At 50.4% G+C, this 19208-nt stretch carries 16 protein-coding genes; 10 read left to right on the top strand and 6 right to left on the bottom strand.

All coding sequences use genetic code 11. The features are described 5' to 3' along the window. Positions 1–15: 15 nt before the first annotated feature. Complete coding sequence (locus QQL65_RS04455) at positions 16–327, top strand: hypothetical protein (protein ID WP_284362321.1); 312 nt, start codon at positions 16–18, stop codon at positions 325–327. 59 nt (positions 328–386) lie between these two features. On the opposite strand, the gene QQL65_RS04450 is transcribed toward QQL65_RS04455, so the two are convergent. The 5 genes from QQL65_RS04450 to QQL65_RS04430 all read right to left on the bottom strand — a co-directional run bounded on the left by QQL65_RS04450 (position 387) and on the right by QQL65_RS04430 (position 4918). After that, on the bottom strand, positions 387–1409 hold the full coding sequence (locus QQL65_RS04450) for a TraB/GumN family protein (protein ID WP_284362319.1): 1023 nt from the start codon (positions 1407–1409) through the stop codon (positions 387–389). A gap of 82 nt (positions 1410–1491) precedes the next feature. Continuing rightward, positions 1492–2448 carry a DMT family transporter gene (locus QQL65_RS04445; RefSeq protein ID WP_284362318.1) on the bottom strand — a complete coding sequence of 319 codons (957 nt, stop codon included), beginning with the start codon at positions 2446–2448 and terminating at the stop codon, positions 1492–1494. A gap of 7 nt (positions 2449–2455) precedes the next feature. Further along, on the bottom strand, positions 2456–3604 hold the full coding sequence (gene argE, locus QQL65_RS04440; protein WP_284362317.1) for an acetylornithine deacetylase: 1149 nt from the start codon (positions 3602–3604) through the stop codon (positions 2456–2458). Positions 3605–3716: 112 nt separating this feature from the next. Beyond that, positions 3717–4121, bottom strand: a complete 405-nt coding sequence (locus tag QQL65_RS04435; protein WP_284362316.1) for a hypothetical protein — start codon at positions 4119–4121, stop codon at positions 3717–3719. Positions 4122–4225: 104 nt separating this feature from the next. Next, positions 4226–4918, bottom strand: coding sequence for a winged helix-turn-helix transcriptional regulator (locus QQL65_RS04430; protein WP_284362315.1), 693 nt, complete (start codon positions 4916–4918; stop codon positions 4226–4228). Positions 4919–5065: 147 nt separating this feature from the next. Here QQL65_RS04430 and QQL65_RS04425 point away from each other — a divergent pair, with 147 nt between their 5' ends. Beyond that, positions 5066–6004 (top strand): carbon-nitrogen hydrolase family protein, encoded by a 939-nt coding sequence (locus QQL65_RS04425; RefSeq protein WP_284362314.1) that lies wholly within the window; start codon positions 5066–5068, stop codon positions 6002–6004. Here QQL65_RS04425 and QQL65_RS04420 read toward each other — a convergent pair. Continuing rightward, the gene (locus tag QQL65_RS04420) at positions 6001–6933 is read right to left on the bottom strand and encodes a tyrosine recombinase XerC (protein WP_379863744.1); all 933 of its coding nucleotides are present in this window, start codon (positions 6931–6933) and stop codon (positions 6001–6003) included. The genes QQL65_RS04425 and QQL65_RS04420 overlap by 4 nt on opposite strands. A 76-nt stretch (positions 6934–7009) precedes the next feature. Between QQL65_RS04420 and QQL65_RS04415 the strand changes: the two genes are divergently transcribed. The 8 genes from QQL65_RS04415 to QQL65_RS04380 all read left to right on the top strand — a co-directional run. Further along, complete coding sequence (locus tag QQL65_RS04415; RefSeq protein ID WP_284362312.1) at positions 7010–9220, top strand: primosomal protein N'; 2211 nt, start codon at positions 7010–7012, stop codon at positions 9218–9220. 265 nt (positions 9221–9485) lie between these two features. Continuing rightward, complete coding sequence (locus tag QQL65_RS04410; RefSeq protein WP_284362311.1) at positions 9486–10130, top strand: F0F1 ATP synthase subunit delta; 645 nt, start codon at positions 9486–9488, stop codon at positions 10128–10130. Further along, positions 10130–11662: a F0F1 ATP synthase subunit alpha gene (atpA, locus tag QQL65_RS04405; protein ID WP_284362310.1), complete on the top strand. Its 1533-nt coding sequence runs from the start codon at positions 10130–10132 to the stop codon at positions 11660–11662. The genes QQL65_RS04410 and atpA overlap by 1 nt, the downstream gene beginning before the upstream one ends. Positions 11663–11692: 30 nt before the next feature. Continuing rightward, the gene (locus QQL65_RS04400) at positions 11693–12568 is read left to right on the top strand and encodes a F0F1 ATP synthase subunit gamma (protein ID WP_284362309.1); all 876 of its coding nucleotides are present in this window, start codon (positions 11693–11695) and stop codon (positions 12566–12568) included. A gap of 18 nt (positions 12569–12586) precedes the next feature. Next, positions 12587–14017 (top strand): F0F1 ATP synthase subunit beta, encoded by a 1431-nt coding sequence (gene atpD / locus QQL65_RS04395; protein WP_284362308.1) that lies wholly within the window; start codon positions 12587–12589, stop codon positions 14015–14017. A 15-nt stretch (positions 14018–14032) separates the two neighbouring features. Continuing rightward, positions 14033–14449 (top strand): F0F1 ATP synthase subunit epsilon, encoded by a 417-nt coding sequence (locus QQL65_RS04390; RefSeq protein WP_284362307.1) that lies wholly within the window; start codon positions 14033–14035, stop codon positions 14447–14449. A 282-nt stretch (positions 14450–14731) separates the two neighbouring features. Continuing rightward, complete coding sequence (locus QQL65_RS04385; protein WP_284362306.1) at positions 14732–17263, top strand: methyl-accepting chemotaxis protein; 2532 nt, start codon at positions 14732–14734, stop codon at positions 17261–17263. Between the two features lie 259 nt (positions 17264–17522). Next, positions 17523–19208, top strand: a 1686-nt coding sequence (locus QQL65_RS04380; protein WP_284362305.1) for a methyl-accepting chemotaxis protein, incomplete at its 3' end; no start/stop codon positions are given.

Genomic DNA, 19208 nt, shown 5'->3' with positions numbered 1-19208 from the left:
TTAAAGTGAGAATCTATGCGATTGAAAGCGAATGTCCGCGCCCTACGGATTGTTGGGAATATTCTTGCAATACTATCCTTGCTGACCGTTTCCTCTAACGTTTTTGCAACATTTAAGATTATGGATGGAGTTCACGATTACTTGCTGCAACCTGGTGGTGAAGCGATTAGAAATAGTCTTTTTGTAAGCTTTTACAGCACAGCTCTTGCTCCCATTTTCCTCAATATTTTAGGGATATTCCTTGCTTGGAAGCTTTTTCACATGTTCCTCGACATGTACGAGGCTATGGCGCAGATGCAGGCGAAACTGATTTGCGAAGATCGCTAAAAGTAAAAATCCCGGCGATTGGCCGGGATTTCTTATTCATCAATTTTGAAAATCCAAAACTAACGCTGCAACTCCACGCGCTCAACCGCGTAACCGGCATTGCGGAAGCCTTCGACTAGTCCGGTTTCACCGATCAGGTGCAATGCGCCAACCGCAATGAAGCTTGGGCCCTCTTCGTGCAGGGCAACAGCTTTTTCCACCATGCCTTCATTGCGGATATCGAGTAGCTCGCGTTGGAAGCTGAGCAAATCGGCTTCGCCATCTTTTAGGGTGTGTGAATAGTGCATCATCAATGGTAGCATCGCGCCGATTTCTTCTGACACGTAAAGCTCTGATGCTGTTTGAAGCACATCATCAAAGATACCTTGTTCGTGCTGTATTGCGGCGTCTTCCAAAGACTTGAGGAAGAAGGTTTCATCAATGGCGTTGATGGCGCGGAATTGCTGTTCAACAGTTTCCAGCCCGACAACTTTAAGGTCAGCTTCGCGGGCTTTAATCTCAAGTACACGGTCTAAGAAGGAAAACTCAGACACACCATTTTCAATGTCACACAGGCTGTTGGCCAATAGTGAAGCAGAGAGCCAAGGTTGCATTGGGTCGATCTGGTCAAAATCAGAACCGCGCTGATTGAGTAGCTGATCCACCACTTCAACCGTATGCGGATCAAGTTGATCGCTCAGCTTCTCGCCATTTTGCTGGAACATCATTTCAGGGTTCTTACCCATGATGAGACCCATCTCATAGGCGGTTGTTTCCCAGTCCAATTCTCCGGCATAGGTTTTGGATGACAGCAGCGCAGTTTCTACATTTTTTGCCAAAGTAGTGATGCGTGGGTCGGACTTGTGCATGGTGCCGAAAATGTATGAGACGTGTGCGTCGTCTTCGTGGCTCACACGCCAAAAAATGCCTTCGCCATTTACGGTCGCATCTGCTTGCGCTTTGATTTTGGCGTAGCTTGAGGGGTCAGCTTGCTGCATCTCTTGATAAAGATTTGTGTAAGTGCAGGCTGAGCTGGCCAGTGCCGTTTGGCTGGTCAGCGTTGCGGTAAGTGCGAGGGCGGTGCCTAGGATTGTTTTGAGCATATGTATTTCCAAAAAAATTGCGAATCGACCTTTGAACCCATGTTGGGGCTGCAAGATGGCAATGCAATGGCGTTAATGACGGTTAGGACGGAAATTGAACTTTTCGTGCGGCGGCTTCCTTGGCGCGTCGATCCATTTGGGTGAAACTGATCACCCCGATCAACACCATTGCCGCGCCTGCTGCATGCCAGAGCGTAAAGGGTTCGCCCAAAATCGAAACCGCCAAACCAATGGTCACCAATGTTGAGATGTTGCCAATGACCGCCGTTGGTTCGGGTCCCACCATGCCGATGCTTATCGAAATTAGATAGGCTGGGATCACCGTTGAGATGGTGGCGACCGCAAACATGAGCATCATCGCACGCGGTGGCAGTATAAGGTCGGACAAATCATTGACCAAGAAGAAGTGAATGATCACCACCACGCCCGCCGCCGTCATGGCAATTGAGGTAAACAGCCGTGCGCCGATCCGATCTATGTGCGGTTTGGCCAGAATTTGATAGATCGCGTAGGAGAGCGCAGCACCAAGCACCAAAAGCGAGCCGATAATGGTTGAGCGTCCGTCGATCTGTAGATCGCGGGCAAAGATCAATGCCAAGCCGCCATAAGAAATGAAAAGCGCCGCTAGCATTTTTGCATTAAGTGGTCGGCCCTGAAAAATCGCGCCGATCAGCACTACAAAAATTGGATAGGTGAGCAAGATCAAACGATCAAACTGCGCCGAAATGTAGGTTAGCCCTGCAAAGTCGAGATATGAGGCTAGGTAGTATCCCAGCGCGCCAATGGCCCCAACAGTAACTAGCGCTTTGCCAGTAAGCAATTTGCCCTCTGTTTCGGCGACGCGGCGGCGATAGCCGAAATAGCCGATCAGAATAAAAAATGGCAGCGCGATAATCATGCGCCATGTCAGGGTCGTGATCGCGTCCACATCTTCAATGAGCGCCAGCTTGATCAGAATGCCTTTGGTTGCAAAAAAGCTCGCGCCCAATGCGCCGATTAAATAGCCAAGGATGATCTTGTTGCTCGAGGTGGTGGACATAAATTGCCTATTTGGATTGGTGGATGATCAAATCGCGCACAAATTGTGTGCCCAATTCTACTTGCGATAATTCGATAAATTCGTCTGGCTTGTGCGCTTGGTCAATGGAACCGGGGCCACAGACGATGGTGGAAAATCCGCCATCATTCTGGAACTGTCCAGCCTCTGTGCCATAGGGTACGCCAATAGTTTGGTTTTTGCCTGCAACACGCATGGCCAAGCTTTTGGCTTCATCATCTTCTGGTGCGGCGAAGCCTGGCGTCCACACCACTTTTTGCGTGATAGAACAGTCTTTATGTTTGGCTTTCATCTCGGCTTCAAGCTCACCAATTAGCGCATCAATGCGGCCAACGATGCTTGCGTGGTCTTCTTGCGGCAGCACGCGATAATCATAAGTGAAGATACAATCGCGGGCGACGATATTGTCGGCGATGCCACCATTCACTTTGCCCACATTGAGCGTTGAGTGATTGGGTGACAGTGGCAGACCCGGATAGGGGTTGGCTAGAAGTTCATCGTGCAGATCATTGATGAAATTGATGATCTTTGCCGCATAGCGGGTAGCGCTGACGCCCAGATGGGTTTGGCTTGAATGGGCTTCAAGCCCACGTACATGGATGGTTGAGGCGTAGACGCCCTTGTGCATTTCGGCCACTTGCATGTCAGTGGGTTCGCCAACGATCACCGCATCGATGCGTGGCAGCTTGGCCGCCATTTCCTTGATCATAAAAGGCGCGCCCAAACAGCCCAATTCTTCATCATAGGAAAGGGCAATATGGATTGGGCGTTTAAGGTTGGCTGCAAGCATTTCGGGGACGAGGGCAAGGGCGATGGCGCAAAAGCCTTTCATGTCGCAGGTGCCGCGGCCGTAAAGTCGGTTGTCTTTCTCGACCACTTCAAACGGGTTAGTTGACCAGTCTTGATCGTCAACCGGGACCACATCGGTGTGCCCGCTCAGGATAATGCCGCCTGCAACATTGGGGCCGATGGTGGCGTAAAGGTTGGCCTTTGCCCCATCCTCGTTTGGCACCAGGTGGCTTTCAATACCATGATCTGCCAAATAGGCGCGTACATCTTCGATTAGACCAAGGTTTGATTTTGAAGAAACCGTATCGTGCGCCACAAGGCGCGCAATCATGGCTTTGACATGTTCCATTGTTCAACTCCGATGCGAAGGGTTTGGTGACAACACCAAAAGGACAGAGCACCAGACTAGCGCCAAAGAATACGAACTGCCAATGGCATTTTTGTTGAATTCGTTCGCTGGTTCACGAACTAAGCGCCCATCCGGCACACATACCGACAACGATGAGCATTAAGCCTGCGAAAATGAATGTATTGCCGCCGCGTTGCGCTTGCTTGAGTGAGCGCATGCCAATTTGAGGGGCGAGAACGGATATTGTGCATTTGATGGTTAGGGCGATGCCATAAAGGGTAAGCACTATGCCGGGTCCTGACCATACCTGATGCAGGGTCACGATAAGCAGGGCCGGCCAGAGTTCGAGCGTGAATGTGCGGGTAATGATGGCGGTTTCACCCTTAGCGTGAAGGCGAGTGAAATACTCCTCCCACATGCGCGGTTGCAAGATATGCGATAACCCCATCAGGATGCATGACAAGAACATGATGAACTGAATGGCTGATGTGGCGTCACTTACGAATGGGGCATACATTTCGGTTTCTCCAACCCTTTAGCTGACTAAGCAACAGTAGCTAAAACCCACGCTACTTGCAAATGATTTGCATTTGCGACTATGAAAGCTACGCTGATAGGTTTTTAGGAGACTTTTCGTTCCTGATCCGCAAACACGCTCAGGCCAATCCATTGCTCAATTGTTGATGCGAGTGTTGGATGACCATCAAGAGCAAGCCGCCCAGCTTTGAGTTCTGATTGAATATCAGCATGTCCCATCCAAATGGCAGTCATATCGCGCAAAGACGTTGTGACAATCAGATCAATTTCATATCCGGGGTCAAAGCCGCATAAATCAACCTTAGATTTTTCCACGATCATCCACCAATGGCGTGTTGCATTTGGCAATTCAGGATAGGTGAATTGAATGGTGCAACGGCTTGGCGGCATGGGTTCTGGCCGAAGGTTCCGCCGCATGTCCCACATCAAAAGTGAGGGATCAAGATTGCGCATGGAGAGTTCTGACTGAACCCAGCGTTGGCCCCAATTTCCCATACCAATTATCAGCGGTCGCAGCTCTTCGCCTGCCTCGGATAGATGATACTCAACGATATTGGCGTCGTTTCGTTTGGTTTTTACGATGCCCGCTTTTTCCAACTGTTTCAGTCGTTTTGAAAGAAGCGACGGTGACATGCGCGGTAAGCCACGGCGCAAATCATTAAAGCGGGTTGAACCACACAGCAGCTCACGCACAACCAATGTGGTCCAACGGTTGCACAAAATTTCAGAGGTCATGGAAACCGGGCAGAATTGGCCGTAGCCAATTGGATCGCTCATCTTAGTTCCGATCTGTTTGTTGCTCGGCCACTTGGTTGCGGCACTTCTGTGCGAGCAAAAGAGGGGTAGTACAATTGGTGGACTATCCGTCTTTTCAACATTGCATGAAACTGCCCCAGAACGAAATTTTGCAAGGGGAGAATGCAAATGAACATCAAAATAGCGATCTCGCAAAAGCCACCAAAACTGCTTGATTTAGACGGCACGATTGATCTTTGCGTCGAGATTATCGCCGAAGCGGCGCATGAAGGGGCGAAGCTCACAGTATTTCCAGAATGTTTTTTGCCTGGCTATCCAACATGGATTTGGCGATTGAGGCCTGGCGGCGATATGGGGGTGGGCAATGAAATCCACGCGTTGCTGCGCGAAAATGCTGTTGATGTTGGTCGCGGTGGCCTTGGGCGTATTCAAGATGCGGCAGCGGAGTACGATATGGTTGTAGTTGTCGGCATGAATGAAATTGACAGCGCCTATAGCGGCTCGACGCTTTTTAATTCGGTGGCGATTATTGATGCCAATGGCGAGTTGCTGAACGTGCATCGAAAACTGATGCCAACGAACCCTGAACGCATGGTTTGGGGGGCAGGTGATGCAAACGGATTGCGGGTTGTGGACACCGCCGTTGGGCGTGTGGGTTCTTTGATTTGCTGGGAGAGCTATATGCCTTTGGCGCGCTATGCTTTGTATTCCCAAGATATTGACATCTATGTGGCGCCAACCTGGGACAATGGTGATATTGCCGCCGCGACGGCCAGCCATATTGCACGCGAAGGCGGGTGCTGGGTGTTGCAAACCGCCACGGCCTTAAAGGGCAGCGATGTGCCTGCAGATCTGCCGGGGCGGGAAAATCTGTTTACTGATGACGAGTGGATCAATGCCGGTGATGCGCTGGTGGCCAAACCGGGTGGTGGCATTATTGCTGGGCCAATGCATCAGCAACAGGATATCTTGTACGCCGATATTGATCCCGCGACTGCAAAGAAAAGCCGGAAGGCGCTGGATGTTGCAGGGCATTATGGACGGCATGATTTGTTTAGTCTTGAAATTGACCGCACGCGCAAGGTGCCGGTGAAGTTTAAGGACTAGCTGCGCGGGTGGGCTTTTAGGTAAGCGTCCATAAGTTGGGCCGTGTCGACCTTGGTATAGATCTGGGTGGTGGAAAGTGAAGCGTGGCCGAGCAGTTCTTGGATTGCGCGCAAATCGCCACCGCCTGCCAAAAGGTGGGTGGCAAAGCTGTGGCGCAAGGCATGGGGCGTTGCAGAATTTGGCAAGCCAAAAGCGGAACGCAGTTTTTGCATCTTTAATTGGATCAATCTTGGGTTCAGCGGGCCGCCACGCACACCCCGAAAGATCGGATCATTGTCGCCGGGGTTAAAGGGGCAAAGGCGTTTATACTCATTGATGGCATCATTTATGGCCGCCAAGATCGGCACCATACGGGTTTTGCCGCCTTTACCGAGAATGCGAAGGCCATTTTGCTCTTTTAGATCGTTCTTTGTGAGCGCCAATGCTTCAGATATACGCAAGCCCGCGCCATAACATAATGCCAGTACGGCCACATCGCGTGCTGCGACCCAGGGTTCATCATCCAAAGTCCCCCCTTGATCGATCAGTTTCTTTGCATCAATTGCCGGGAGCGCTTTGGGCAGAGTTTGCTTTTTCTTTGGTGCTTTTATCGCTGCCAAGCTATCGGCCGTGGCGTGACCCTCTTTCTCCAAAAACGAAAAGAAACTTTTGATGCCGGAAAGGCTTCTGGCCATGGTGGCGTTGCCGGCACCATTTTGTCTGCGGGTTGCCATAAAGGCGCGCCAGTCGGACGGGGTAAGCTCTTGCAGGTGCTTGTGCGATACGGGTTCACCCAGATGCGAGGTAAAAAAGGTCAGCATCTGCTCCACATCCCGATCATAGGCCAGCAAAGTCTTGTCGCTGAGTCTGCGCAAAGATGACAATTCATCCTGCCACTGCTCCAGCCAATTGGCGATTTTTTTGGTCTTGTTGATCAAAGGCGTGTTCATGCGCATCAGTTTAGTTGCTTGAGCTTACCAAAATTGAAATCGCCCTCGTTTTTTCGTCGGTCACGAATTAGGCTCTATGACACAAACGATTCTTAGAAAGCATCTGATGGGCCGAATTTCTGCCGACATTGTATCCGTCATGGTCAGCGTTGCTGTTGATAAGCCCTATTCTTATCGGGTCCCTGACGGCATGGATGTGTGCCGTGGGTCCGTGGTGCAGGTGCCATTGGGGCCGCGCAAGGTCATGGGAGTTGTTTGGGGTGAGCCAAAGGATCAAGTGGCGCACAACAGACTAAAAGACATTGATTTGGCGTTTGATACACCTCCTTTGACCGATGAGTTGATGGCGCTGGTTGATTGGATCGCCAAATATACGCTTGCGCAACCGGGAATGGTTTTGCGCGGCGTGTTGCGTTCACCCGAAGCATTTGGCGAAGACAAACCCATTGCGGTGTTCCGGTTCACAGGTGAACTGCCCGATCGCATGACGTCAGCGCGCCAAAGGGTCATTGATGTGATGCAAGATGGGTTCGCCTGGCAAAAGCGCGCTTTGGTCGGTGAGACCGGCGTTAGCCCATCAGTGATTGAAGGCATGGTGAAACTTGGCGTCTTGGAGCAAAGCTTTGTGCCGCCGCCGCCAATTGTTCAACCACCCAACCCAGATCATGCGCCGTTGCAGCTTAATGACGAGCAAAAAGCAGCGCTTGAATTGCTGCGCGAACATAAGCCTGATGAGTTTGGTGTATCGCTTTTGGATGGGGTGACGGGCTCAGGCAAGACTGAAGTGTTCTTTGAGGCCGTGGCGGATTGTTTGCGCGCTGGTCGACAAGCGGTGATCTTGCTGCCTGAAATTGCGCTAACCCATACGTTCTTAAAACGGTTTGAAGATCGTTTTGGCGCACGACCTGGCGAATGGCACTCGGATATGACGCCAGTACAGCGAGCGCGCATGTGGCGGTCAGTTGCGCGGGGCAAAGTTCAAGCGGTGGTTGGCGCACGTTCAGCTTTGTTCTTGCCTTACCCTGATCTTGGGTTGATCGTGATTGATGAAGAACATGATACAGCGTTCAAGCAGGCGGATCGTGTGAATTACCATGCGCGGGATATGGCGGTGGTGCGCGCGCACTTGGCAAAAGCGCGGGTAATCCTATCCTCAGCAACGCCATCAGTTGAAAGTCGCAATAATGCGGATCAAGGTCGCTATGCCCATGTGAAAATGCTGGGGCGCTTTGCCGATGCGAAAATGCCCGACATTACCGCTATCGATATGAAAGAAGATGGGCCAGAAAAGGGTGAGTGGATCGCACCAAAACTGGCGCGAGAGATTTTCTCGGCGCTGGACAAGAAGGAACAGGTTCTGTTGTTCCTTAATCGGCGTGGCTATGCGCCGCTGACCCTTTGTCGGGATTGTGGATACCAATATCAATGCCCTGATTGCTCTGCTTGGCTGGTGGATCATCGCTTCCGTGGCGTTCTGCAGTGTCACCATTGTGGGCATGAAGTGCAAAAGCCGAAAACCTGTAAAGAATGCGGAGCAGAAGATTCTCTCATTCCGATTGGCCCTGGTATCGAGCGTATTGCGGAAGAAGCAGCGCGACGTTTTCCAGAGGCGCGTCGGGTGATCCTTTCCTCGGATATGGGCGGCATTGTTGCGGCGCGAGAGCGGTTCGAAGAAATTGCCCGAGGCGATTATGATCTGATTATTGGCACGCAATTGGTGGCTAAGGGGCACCATTTTCCAAAGTTGAATTTGGTCGGTGTGCTTGATGCAGATTTGGGACTGGCGCATGGTGATCCACGTGCTGCGGAAAAAACATTTCAGATTCTCACCCAAGTGACTGGTCGCGCAGGACGGACCGGAAAAGCGGGGCGCGCTTTTTTGCAAACATATGTGCCAGAACATGCTGTGATGCAGGCAATGGTGTGCGGCGACCGCGAGGCGTTTTACACCCACGAGTTGCGGGCTAGAGAAGCTGCGGGTTTACCGCCATTTGGTCGGTTGGCGGCTTTAATCATTTCAGCGACCGAGCACGATGTGGCGTTTGGGCACGCGCGCGGTCTGGCGGTAATGGCACCAAAAGCGCCGGATGAAGCAAAGTTGAAATTGTTCGGTCCGGCGGACGCGCCAGTTGCAATGGTGCGCGGGCGGCACCGGGTGCGGTTGCTGGTTCAGGCGGATAAACAATTCGATCTGTCGGGATATGTCCGCTATTGGCTCAATGAAGGGCCAAAAGTGACGGGCAATTTGCGCGTTCAGGTCGATATCGATCCGATGAGTTTTTATTGAGCATCTCAGCGTTGGTGAGTTGTTTTGACGCAGTTTTGCATATCGGTTTATCGCCAAAAGCGACGATGGCGGCAAATGGGCAGAAAAGCCCAGTTCAGGTTTGATTTTGTCAAAAAAGCGCGCATTCTTGTGAAATCTTCACAAAATCCCGCATAGGACAAAAGACTCGGGCAATTTCGACATCGAATCTATTGCGCGGCCTAAATGCTTATGGTAGACGGTGCGCGATATCTGAGGAGGGCGGTACCGTCAGCCTCCAAACACCATGAAAATTCGCGCCGGTTTTGCGGGCTATCGCTCGACGGGATTGGTAAAGCGAATTTTTGCAATTGATTGGGGTATAGAGGCTTTGAGCGCACAAAACTCGGTTCTCGTAACTATCGCCCGTCCGTATGCGTCGGCGCTATTTGATTTAGCGTCCGAAGCAAAAGACATTGCGGGTGTTGAAAAGGCCCTTGATGGCCTTTTGAAGCTGATCAATGACAGCCAAGATTTTTCTGACTTTTTGAAGAGCCCAGTGGTTTCTGGTGAAGCAAAAAGCGCTGTCGTTGAGGCGTTGATCAAAAAGGCCAAGCTTAAAGGCCTAACAGCAAATTTCTTAAATCTAGTGGCAAAGAACCAACGTCTGTTCGCGTTGCCACAAATGATTTCACAGTTCAAAGCGTTTGCGGCAAAGGATCGGGGTGAAGTTCACGCCGAGGTAACTTCTGCTCAACCGCTTTCGAAAGCACACCAAGACAGCCTTGCTAAGGCTCTCAAAGAGAAGATTGGTAAGGATGTCACGCTTGAGCAGCATGTGGATGCTGATCTGATTGGCGGACTAATCGTTAAGGTTGGTTCCCAGATGATCGACTCTTCGCTCAAGACGAAATTGACAGCCATGAAGATCGCCATGAAAGAGGTCGGCTAATGGATATTAAAGCTGCAGAAATTTCTGCCATTCTCAAAGATCAAATCAAAGAATTTGGGAAAGAGGCGCAAGTCTCAGAAGTTGGGCAAGTTCTCTCCGTCGGTGACGGTATTGCTCGTGTTTACGGTCTTGACAATGTTCAGGCTGGTGAGCTCGTTGAGTTCCCAGGTGGCATTAAAGGGATGGCATTGAACCTTGAAGCTGACAACGTAGGTGTTGTTATTTTCGGTTCTGACCGTTCTATTAAAGAGGGCGACACAGTTAAGCGTACAGGCGCTATTGTGGACGTTCCAGTTGGTCCAGAGCTTTTGGGTCGTGTTGTTGATGGTTTGGGTAACCCAATTGATGGTAAAGGCCCAATCAAATCAAAGAAACGCGCATTGGTTGACGTTAAGGCGCCTGGCATTTTGCCACGTAAGTCTGTGCACGAGCCAATGTCTACTGGTTTGAAATCAGTGGATGCGATGATCCCAGTTGGTCGTGGCCAGCGTGAATTGATCATTGGTGACCGTCAAACTGGTAAAACAGCGATTGTTCTTGATACTTTCTTGAACCAGAAGCCAGCGCACGATGCAGGCGACGAGAACGAGAAGCTTTACTGTATCTACGTTGCGGTTGGCCAAAAGCGTTCAACTGTTGCGCAGTTCGTGAAGCAGTTGGAAGACGCCGGCGCACTTGAGTACTCAATCGTTGTTGCAGCGACTGCTTCTGATCCTGCGCCTATGCAGTTCTTGGCACCGTTCACCGGTTGTACAATGGGCGAATATTTCCGCGATAACGGTATGCACGCTGTGATTGGTTATGATGACCTTTCAAAGCAAGCTGTAGCTTATCGTCAGATGTCACTTCTTCTTCGTCGTCCACCTGGACGTGAAGCTTATCCTGGTGACGTGTTCTATCTACACTCCCGTTTGCTTGAGCGTTCAGCGAAGTTGAACGAAGATCACGGTTCAGGCTCATTGACTGCGCTGCCGATCATTGAAACACAAGCGAACGACGTTTCTGCTTACATTCCAACAAACGTGATTTCGATCACTGATGGTCAGATCTTCTTGGAAACAGACTTGTTCTTCCAAGGTATCCGTCCTGCTGTGAACGTTGGTTTGTCAGTGTCTCGCGTGGGTTCATCAGCTCAGATCAAAGCGATGAAGCAAGTTGCAGGCTCGATTAAGGGTGAATTGGCCCAGTATCGTGAAATGGCAGCGTTTGCTCAGTTTGGTTCAGACCTTGATGCGGCAACGCAGAAGCTATTGAACCGCGGCGCGCGTCTTGTTGAATTGCTGAAACAGCCTCAGTTCTCACCTTTGAAAACTGAAGAGCAGGTTGCTGTGATTTTCGCCGGTGTTGAAGGCTACATCGATGCTGTTGGCGTACGTGACGTTCAAAAGTTTGAGCAGGGCTTGCTTGGCGCATTGCGCTCTAAGCACAAAGATTTGCTCGGCACGATTGCAAAAGAGAAAGCAATCTCTGACGATACTCGTGAGAAATTGCATGCAGCGATTGGCGGTTACGCCAAGACTTTTGCAGCGTAACTTTTGGTTTTGACAAGGAGCTGAGGTGCTATGCCCTCATTGAAGGACCTTAAAAACCGGATATCTTCGGTCAAGTCGACCCAGAAGATCACTAAAGCAATGCAAATGGTTGCAGCTGCAAAGCTGCGCCGTGCGCAAGAAAATGCTGAAAGTGCCCGGCCATACGCAGAGCGCATGAATGATGTGCTTGCTGGTTTGGCCGCGGCCTATAAGGGCCGTGAAGGTGCACCGCAGCTGCTTGGTGGAAACGGTAAAGACCAGACACAATTGCTTATCGTTGCATCCGCTGAACGCGGATTGTGCGGTGGCTTCAACTCTTCAATTGCGCGTCTTGCACGTGACCATGCGAATAAGTTGATTGCTGAAGGCAAAACAGTGAAAATTCTTTGCGTTGGCAAAAAAGGACATGACGTGTTGAAGCGTTTGTTCGCCGACCAAATGGAAGATCTGATCACTTTGCGTGAAGTGAAGCAAATTGGGTATTCGAATGCTAAGGAAATTGGCGATCGCGTGCTTGAAATGTTTGACGCTGGTGAGTTTGATGTCGCTACATTGTTCTATTCAAAGTTTAAATCAGTGATCAGCCAGGTGCCAACTGCGCACCAATTGATCCCTGCCTCATTTGATGAGGATGCGGTTTCTGGTGAAGCCACAAACTACGAATATGAGCCAAGCGAAGAAGCTATTTTGGAAGATTTGTTGCCACGTAACGTGTCAGTGCAGATTTTCCACGCATTGCTTGAAAATGCGGCTGGTGAGATGGGTGCCAAAATGTCTGCGATGGACAATGCGACCCGTAACGCTGGCGACATGATCAACAAGCTTGAAATTAGCTACAACCGTCAGCGCCAAGCTCAGATCACTAAAGAATTGATTGAAATTATCTCAGGCGCGGAAGCGCTCTAAGGCAAACGAGGACAGACCATGGCAGCAAAAGCGACAAAGGTCGGACGCATTGCGCAAGTAATTGGCGCGGTGGTGGACGTTGAGTTTGACGATCACCTCCCAGCTATTCTTGATGCGCTGGAAACAGACAATAACGGCAACCGCTTGGTACTTGAAGTGGCTCAGCACTTGGGTGAAAACACCGTACGGACCATCGCGATGGATACATCGGAAGGTTTGGTACGTGGACAAGAAGTTCGTGATACTGGTATCGCGATTTCTATCCCAGTGGGTGAAGAAACTCTTGGCCGGATTATGAACGTTATCGGCGAGCCGATTGACGAAGCTGGTCCGATTAAAACAAAAGAAAAGCGTGCTATCCACCAAGATGCACCTGAATTTGTTGAGCAATCACCAGAAGCTGAAATCCTTGTAACCGGTATTAAGGTTGTGGATTTGCTAGCGCCATATGCGAAGGGCGGTAAAATCGGCCTATTCGGTGGTGCTGGTGTTGGTAAAACAGTTCTTATTCAAGAGTTGATCAACAACGTTGCGAACAATCACGGTGGTTACTCTGTGTTTGCCGGCGTTGGCGAGCGTACACGTGAAGGTAACGACCTTTACTGGGAAATGATTGAATCAGGCGTGAACAAAGAAAAAGGCGGCGCAGGTTCGAAATGTGCCCTTGTGTTCGGTCAGATGAACGAACCCCCAGGAGCGCGTGCTCGTGTGGCTTTGACAGGTTTGACTATTGCGGAACAGTTCCGTGATGAAGGTCAGGACGTATTGTTCTTCGTTGATAACATCTTCCGCTTTACACAAGCTGGTTCAGAAGTGTCAGCCTTGTTGGGTCGTATTCCTTCAGCTGTGGGTTACCAACCTACATTGGCGACCGACATGGGTGCCATGCAGGAACGTATTACGACAACTTCAAAAGGTTCTGTTACTTCAGTGCAAGCCGTTTACGTGCCTGCCGATGACTTGACCGATCCGGCGCCTGCAGCAACATTTGCTCACTTGGACGCGACAACCGTTTTGAACCGTGCGATCTCTGAAAAGGGTATCTACCCTGCGGTGGATCCATTGGATTCAAACTCACGTCTTCTTGATCCACAAGTTGTGGGTGAAGAGCACTATCAAGTTGCTCGTGATGTTCAAGAGATTCTTCAGCGCTACAAATCTTTGCAAGACATCATCGCCATCTTGGGTATGGATGAATTGTCAGAAGAAGATAAGTTGACTGTGGCACGTGCTCGTAAGATTGAGCGTTTCATGTCTCAGCCGTTCCACGTGGCGGAAATCTTTACAGGTACTCCTGGTATCTTTGTGGCGCTTGAAGACACAATTAAAGCGTTCAAAGGCTTGGTTGCTGGTGAATATGACCACCTTCCAGAAGCTGCATTCTACATGGTTGGCACAATTGATGACGCCGTGAAGAAAGCACAAAAACTTGCAGCGGAAGCTGCGTAAGGAAACGAGGGTTTAATGGCCGACGGCATTAAAATCGAGATCGTTTCACCAGAAAACCTGGTGCTAAGTGAACAGGCTTCGTCTGTAACTGTGCCAGGTGCTGATGGTTATTTCACCGTGATGGGCGACCATGCGGCGTTGATGACCACACTCAAAGCCGGCTTTGTGACGGTGACTTCTGGTGGTGCGGAGCGTACCTATTATGTACAGGGCGGCTTTGCTGATGTTTCTGATGCAGGCCTAACTATTCTGGCAGAGCAGGCGAAGACCGGCGCTGACTTTGATCGTTCTGAATTGGATGCAGCAATTGTTAAAGCACAGGCAGCTTTGAGTGCAGCAACAACAGATCAAGCAAAGCAAGATGCACAGACAGCGCTTGATGGTTGGAAAAACCTATTGTTGGAAATCGATGCGGTAGGTTTGCCGAACTAGATCGGTTTCAAAGCCTTTCAAGATTATTAAGACCCGTACAATCATTGTGCGGGTCTTTTTTATTGTTCATTTTTCAAAAACACCATGTTCAACCGTGGGGGTAAGATGATGTTAATACCCCTTTGCGCATTGTGGAATTATTGCAAATGCCACTTTCCAACTATTAGTACTTAGTTAATTGCCAATACCAAATGTTAACCATTTGGTTTCTGTTGGCTGGCATTTTGTATCCATAGGATACGCGCGTGGGGGATTCGTGCGTTGTCGAAGAGGTGAAGAGAGATGAGTGTTCTATCTCAACTAAAAATTGCGCACAAATTGCCCGCACTTGTAATCGGTGGCGTGGTGGCTGTGGGCCTAGGCCTTGGTATTTCAGGCGTTATGATCGGTTCTTCGGTCATTTCTCAATCTGAAACAAAAAAACTTGAAACGCTTGCGGATGGCCGCGCGCACGAAATGAAAGCCTATCTGGAAGATATTCAAACAGACTTGGTTCTAACGGCCGATAACCCATATACCGTGTCCGCTTTGAAGGCGTTTGATGCGGCATGGGATACGCTGGTCGGTGATCAGGCGAAGCTTTTGCAGGATGCCTATATTGACAAAAACCCAAATGAGCTGGGTTCCAAACATTTGTTGGATGCTGCACCTGGCGGTACAGAATATGACAAAGTGCATGGCCAATTTCACGCAACGTTCCGCGAACAGCTAAATCAACGTGGTTATTACGACATTTTCCTATTCGATGATCAGGGCGACCTTGTCTACACCGTATTCAAAGAACTCGATTATGCCACAAACTTTAAAACCGGCGGTGGTGAATGGGCGGATACTGATCTTGGTAACGCGTTTAGAGCCGGCATTTCGCTGAATAAGGGCGAAAGCTATTTCCTCGACTTCAAGCCCTATAAGCCGAGCTATGACGCACCAGCGAGCTTTATTTCGACGCCAATTTTTGAGGGCAATAAGCGCATTGGCGTTCTTGTTTTCCAAATGCCGATTGATCGCATTAATGCGATTATGGGCGCTAAGGTTGGACTGGGTGAAACTGGCGAGACCGTGGTTGTTGGTGCCGATCATCTGATGCGCAACGATTCAACGTTCAGCGAAGAAAATGATATTTTGCAAACCACATTTGAGGCGCACGAGATTGATGCAGCCATCAACGGCAATGCCGTACAAGGTGAGTTTTCTGAATATCGCAATACCACCATGCTGTTTGCAGCGTCGCCTATGGAGTTCAAAGGCACCACATGGGCCGTACTTGCGGTGCAAGACAAATCAGAGGCATTGGCCAGCGTCGGCGTGATGCGCATGACTATGCTGGCAATCGGTGGCGTCTTGCTCGTCATTATGGCGGCAATAGGCTGGTTCTTCTCGCGTACCATTACACGCCCAATGTCAAACATCACCGAGACCATGCGGTCGTTGTCGAGTGACGATCTGGACGTTACTGTCGACGGACTAGAGCGGCACGATGAGCTAGGTTCGATGGCGCGCGCGGTAGAAGTATTCCGCGAAAACGCTGTCAAAGTCGCTGAGTTGGGTGTTGAAGAGGCAGCGCGTCAGAAAGCGCTGGCTGAACGCCAAGAGATGATGGAAGAGTTACAACAGAGCTTTGGTATTGTTGTGGGCGCTGCCGCTGCAGGGGATTTCTCTCAGCGGGTAAGCGAAGACATATCTGATGAAGAGATGGTCAAACTTTCGCGCAGCGTGAACTCATTGATCGATACTGTTGATCGCGGCATTAAAGAGACCGGCGAAGTGCTTGCGGCCTTGGCCAATACTGATTTGACCAAGCGCATGGAAGGCAACTATGACGGTGCGTTCCTCCAGCTTAAAAACGACACAAACCGTGTGGCGGATCGGTTGACTGATGTGGTGGGCCAGCTGCGCTCCACTTCGACAGCGTTGAAAAACGCGACCAGCGAGATTTTGGCTGGCGCCAACGATTTGTCAGAACGTACTACTCGTCAAGCGGCAACTATTGAAGAGACCTCAGCGGCAATGGAGCAATTGGCAGATACCGTTCTTGAAAATGCCAAAGAAGCTGACAATGCCAGCGAGATCGCGGATAAGGTTCGGATTACGGCCGAAGAAGGTGGTGATGTGATGCGCCAGGCCAATGAGGCTATGGAGCGGATCACCGAAAGTTCCAACAAAATCTCAAACATCATTGGCATGATCGATGATATTGCGTTCCAAACCAACTTGCTTGCGTTGAACGCCTCGGTTGAGGCTGCACGGGCTGGTGAAGCGGGTAAAGGCTTTGCGGTTGTTGCTGTTGAAGTGCGTCGATTGGCGCAATCAGCAGCAACTGCGTCTTCGGATGTGAAGGTGCTTATTGAGCAATCGGTGTCTGAAGTGGATGGCGGCACCAAGCTCGTGTCCCAAGCATCTGAAAATCTTGGCACAATGCTTGAAGCGGCGCGGGCCAACAATGAATTGATGGTGTCGATTGCCGATAAGAGCAAGTCTCAGGCCTCCTCCATTGAGCAGATCAATACCGCTGTGCGTGAGATGGATGAAACAACTCAGCACAATGCGGCACTGGTTGAAGAAACCAATGCAGCGATTGAGCAGACTGAGAGCCAAGCTGCCGAACTTGACCGGATTGTTGATGTGTTTGTCACTCAAAATGGTGGTCAACGTCGTTTGCCAGTTGGTGCAAACAACGAGGTGCCAAAAGAGCTGCCACCTGAAAATGGCATCAAAGACATTCAAAAGCGTGCAGCAACCGCCGCTAAATCGTACCTTAGCCATGGCAATGCTGCGGTCGATGTGAGTGCGGATGATGAATGGCAGCAGTTTTAAGCCAAATCAATTTGGTTCTATTGAATGAAAAGCGCCCCAATTTTGGGGCGCTTTTTTGTGTTCGCTTTGTAAATCTTTGTAAAAGAAAACGGCCTGATTTGCCTAGTTTTTAGGCATCGGCGCCGAATTGTTGTTAACCTACAGTTACTTACTTCATTAAAGTTGAATTTACTAAGCTGCACTACACTCTTTGACAAAAGAGTAGCGACAAGGGGTGTGCACAAGACGTTATGAGTATTGCGTTGGCGCACAGCATATAATGCAGAACAAATTCAAGCTTCGAATTGGTCAACCAAAGCTGACAACAAGCATTGCGCTGTTTGTTGTGGTGAGTATTGCCCTCTCAATTGCAGCGGTTGCCACTGCAATCTATTTCCAAATATCGGCCAATGTGATGGCGCAAGCACGAGATTCGCAGTTGGCGAATATGCGCACGACCATTGCCATTCTTGAAACGCAGATGCCTGGGTCCGATATGGGACGGGATGAGAATGGCGAAGTTAAAACGATCACAACATTCCGGATGCCGAAACTGCGCACCGACGATATGGTGAATTCAATCGGCGCTGTAACGCGTGGTCCTGTGTCGCTGTTGCGGTTTAACCCGGAAGTTGAAGGGTTTGAACAATTCACCACAACAGTTGAAATCGAAGAGGGTGTGCGCGATAAAGAATATGTGCTGGACGCCACAAATCCCGCTTATGAAAAACTGTTGTTGAACGAACAATTTGCCGGCGAGGTTTCGATCCGCGGCGTGAAGTTCTTCGCAGTATACCAACCAATTCAGAACAAAAAAGACGAGGTCATCGGTGCTGTCTATGTGGGCGCGCCAATCTCGGCCTTCATTGGCCAAGTGATGGAAACTCTGCAGCTGATCGTATTGGTGTCGCTTGCGGTACTTGGTGTGATGGCGATTGCGGCCTTCTTTGTCTCTCGCGTGATGATGCGACCAATTCCGCGTATTTCTGAAGCGATGACAGAGATTGCGAATGGCGACTATGATTATGAAGTGCCATATACGCAAAAAACCAACGAGCTTGGCGAGATGGCGCGTGCTGTTGAGGTGTTCAGAGCGAACGGTCTTCGGGTGAACGAAATGACCGAAGAAGAGAAGATGGCCGCCAAGCAGCGCACCGCAGAGCGTGCAGACATGATGCAAGAGTTGCAGCGTGCCTTTGGTGAAGTGGTGGATGCAGCGGTTAGTGGTGACTTTACCCGCCGGGTGGAAGCCGAGTTCCCTGATGAAGAGCTGAACCGTTTGGCCCATGGGGTGAACGAGTTGGTGGAAACCGTGGACCGCGGGGTAACAGAAACCGGTGAAGTGCTGGCAGCTTTGGCCAATACTGACCTGACCAAGCGCATGGAAGGCGACTATCAAGGCTCGTTCCTGCAGCTAAAGAACGACACCAACCGGGTAGGCGATAAGCTGACCGAGGTGATCTCTAGCCTGCGTGAAACGTCAAAGTCTTTGAAGAACGCGACAGGGGAGATCTTGTCGGGTGCCAATGATCTGTCTGAGCGTACAACCCGTCAGGCCGCTTCGATTGAAGAAACTTCTGCGGCGACGGAGCAATTGGCAGAAACGGTGCGGGACAACACAGAGCGGGCCAAGCGCGCGCAAGTGTCGGCCGGAGAAGCCAGCCAGGTGGCTGAGCGTGGCGGTGAAGTGATGGCGCAAGCCAATGAGGCGATGCAGCGCATCACAGCGTCTTCCAATAAGATCTCAGACATTATCGGCATGATTGATGATATCGCGTTCCAAACCAACTTGCTGGCGCTTAACGCCTCTGTCGAAGCGGCACGAGCTGGTGAAGCAGGTAAAGGCTTTGCGGTTGTGGCGGTTGAGGTGCGACGCCTTGCCCAATCAGCGGCACAAGCTTCATCTGAGGTGAAGGTGTTGATCGAGCAATCAGGTGCTGAAGTTGATGGGGGCACCAAGCTTGTA

The sequence above is a fragment of the Maritalea porphyrae genome, assembly GCF_030159895.1.
In the GTDB taxonomy this organism is placed as follows: domain Bacteria; phylum Pseudomonadota; class Alphaproteobacteria; order Rhizobiales; family Devosiaceae; genus Maritalea; species Maritalea porphyrae.
This window is presented reverse-complemented; position numbering and strand designations above follow the sequence as displayed.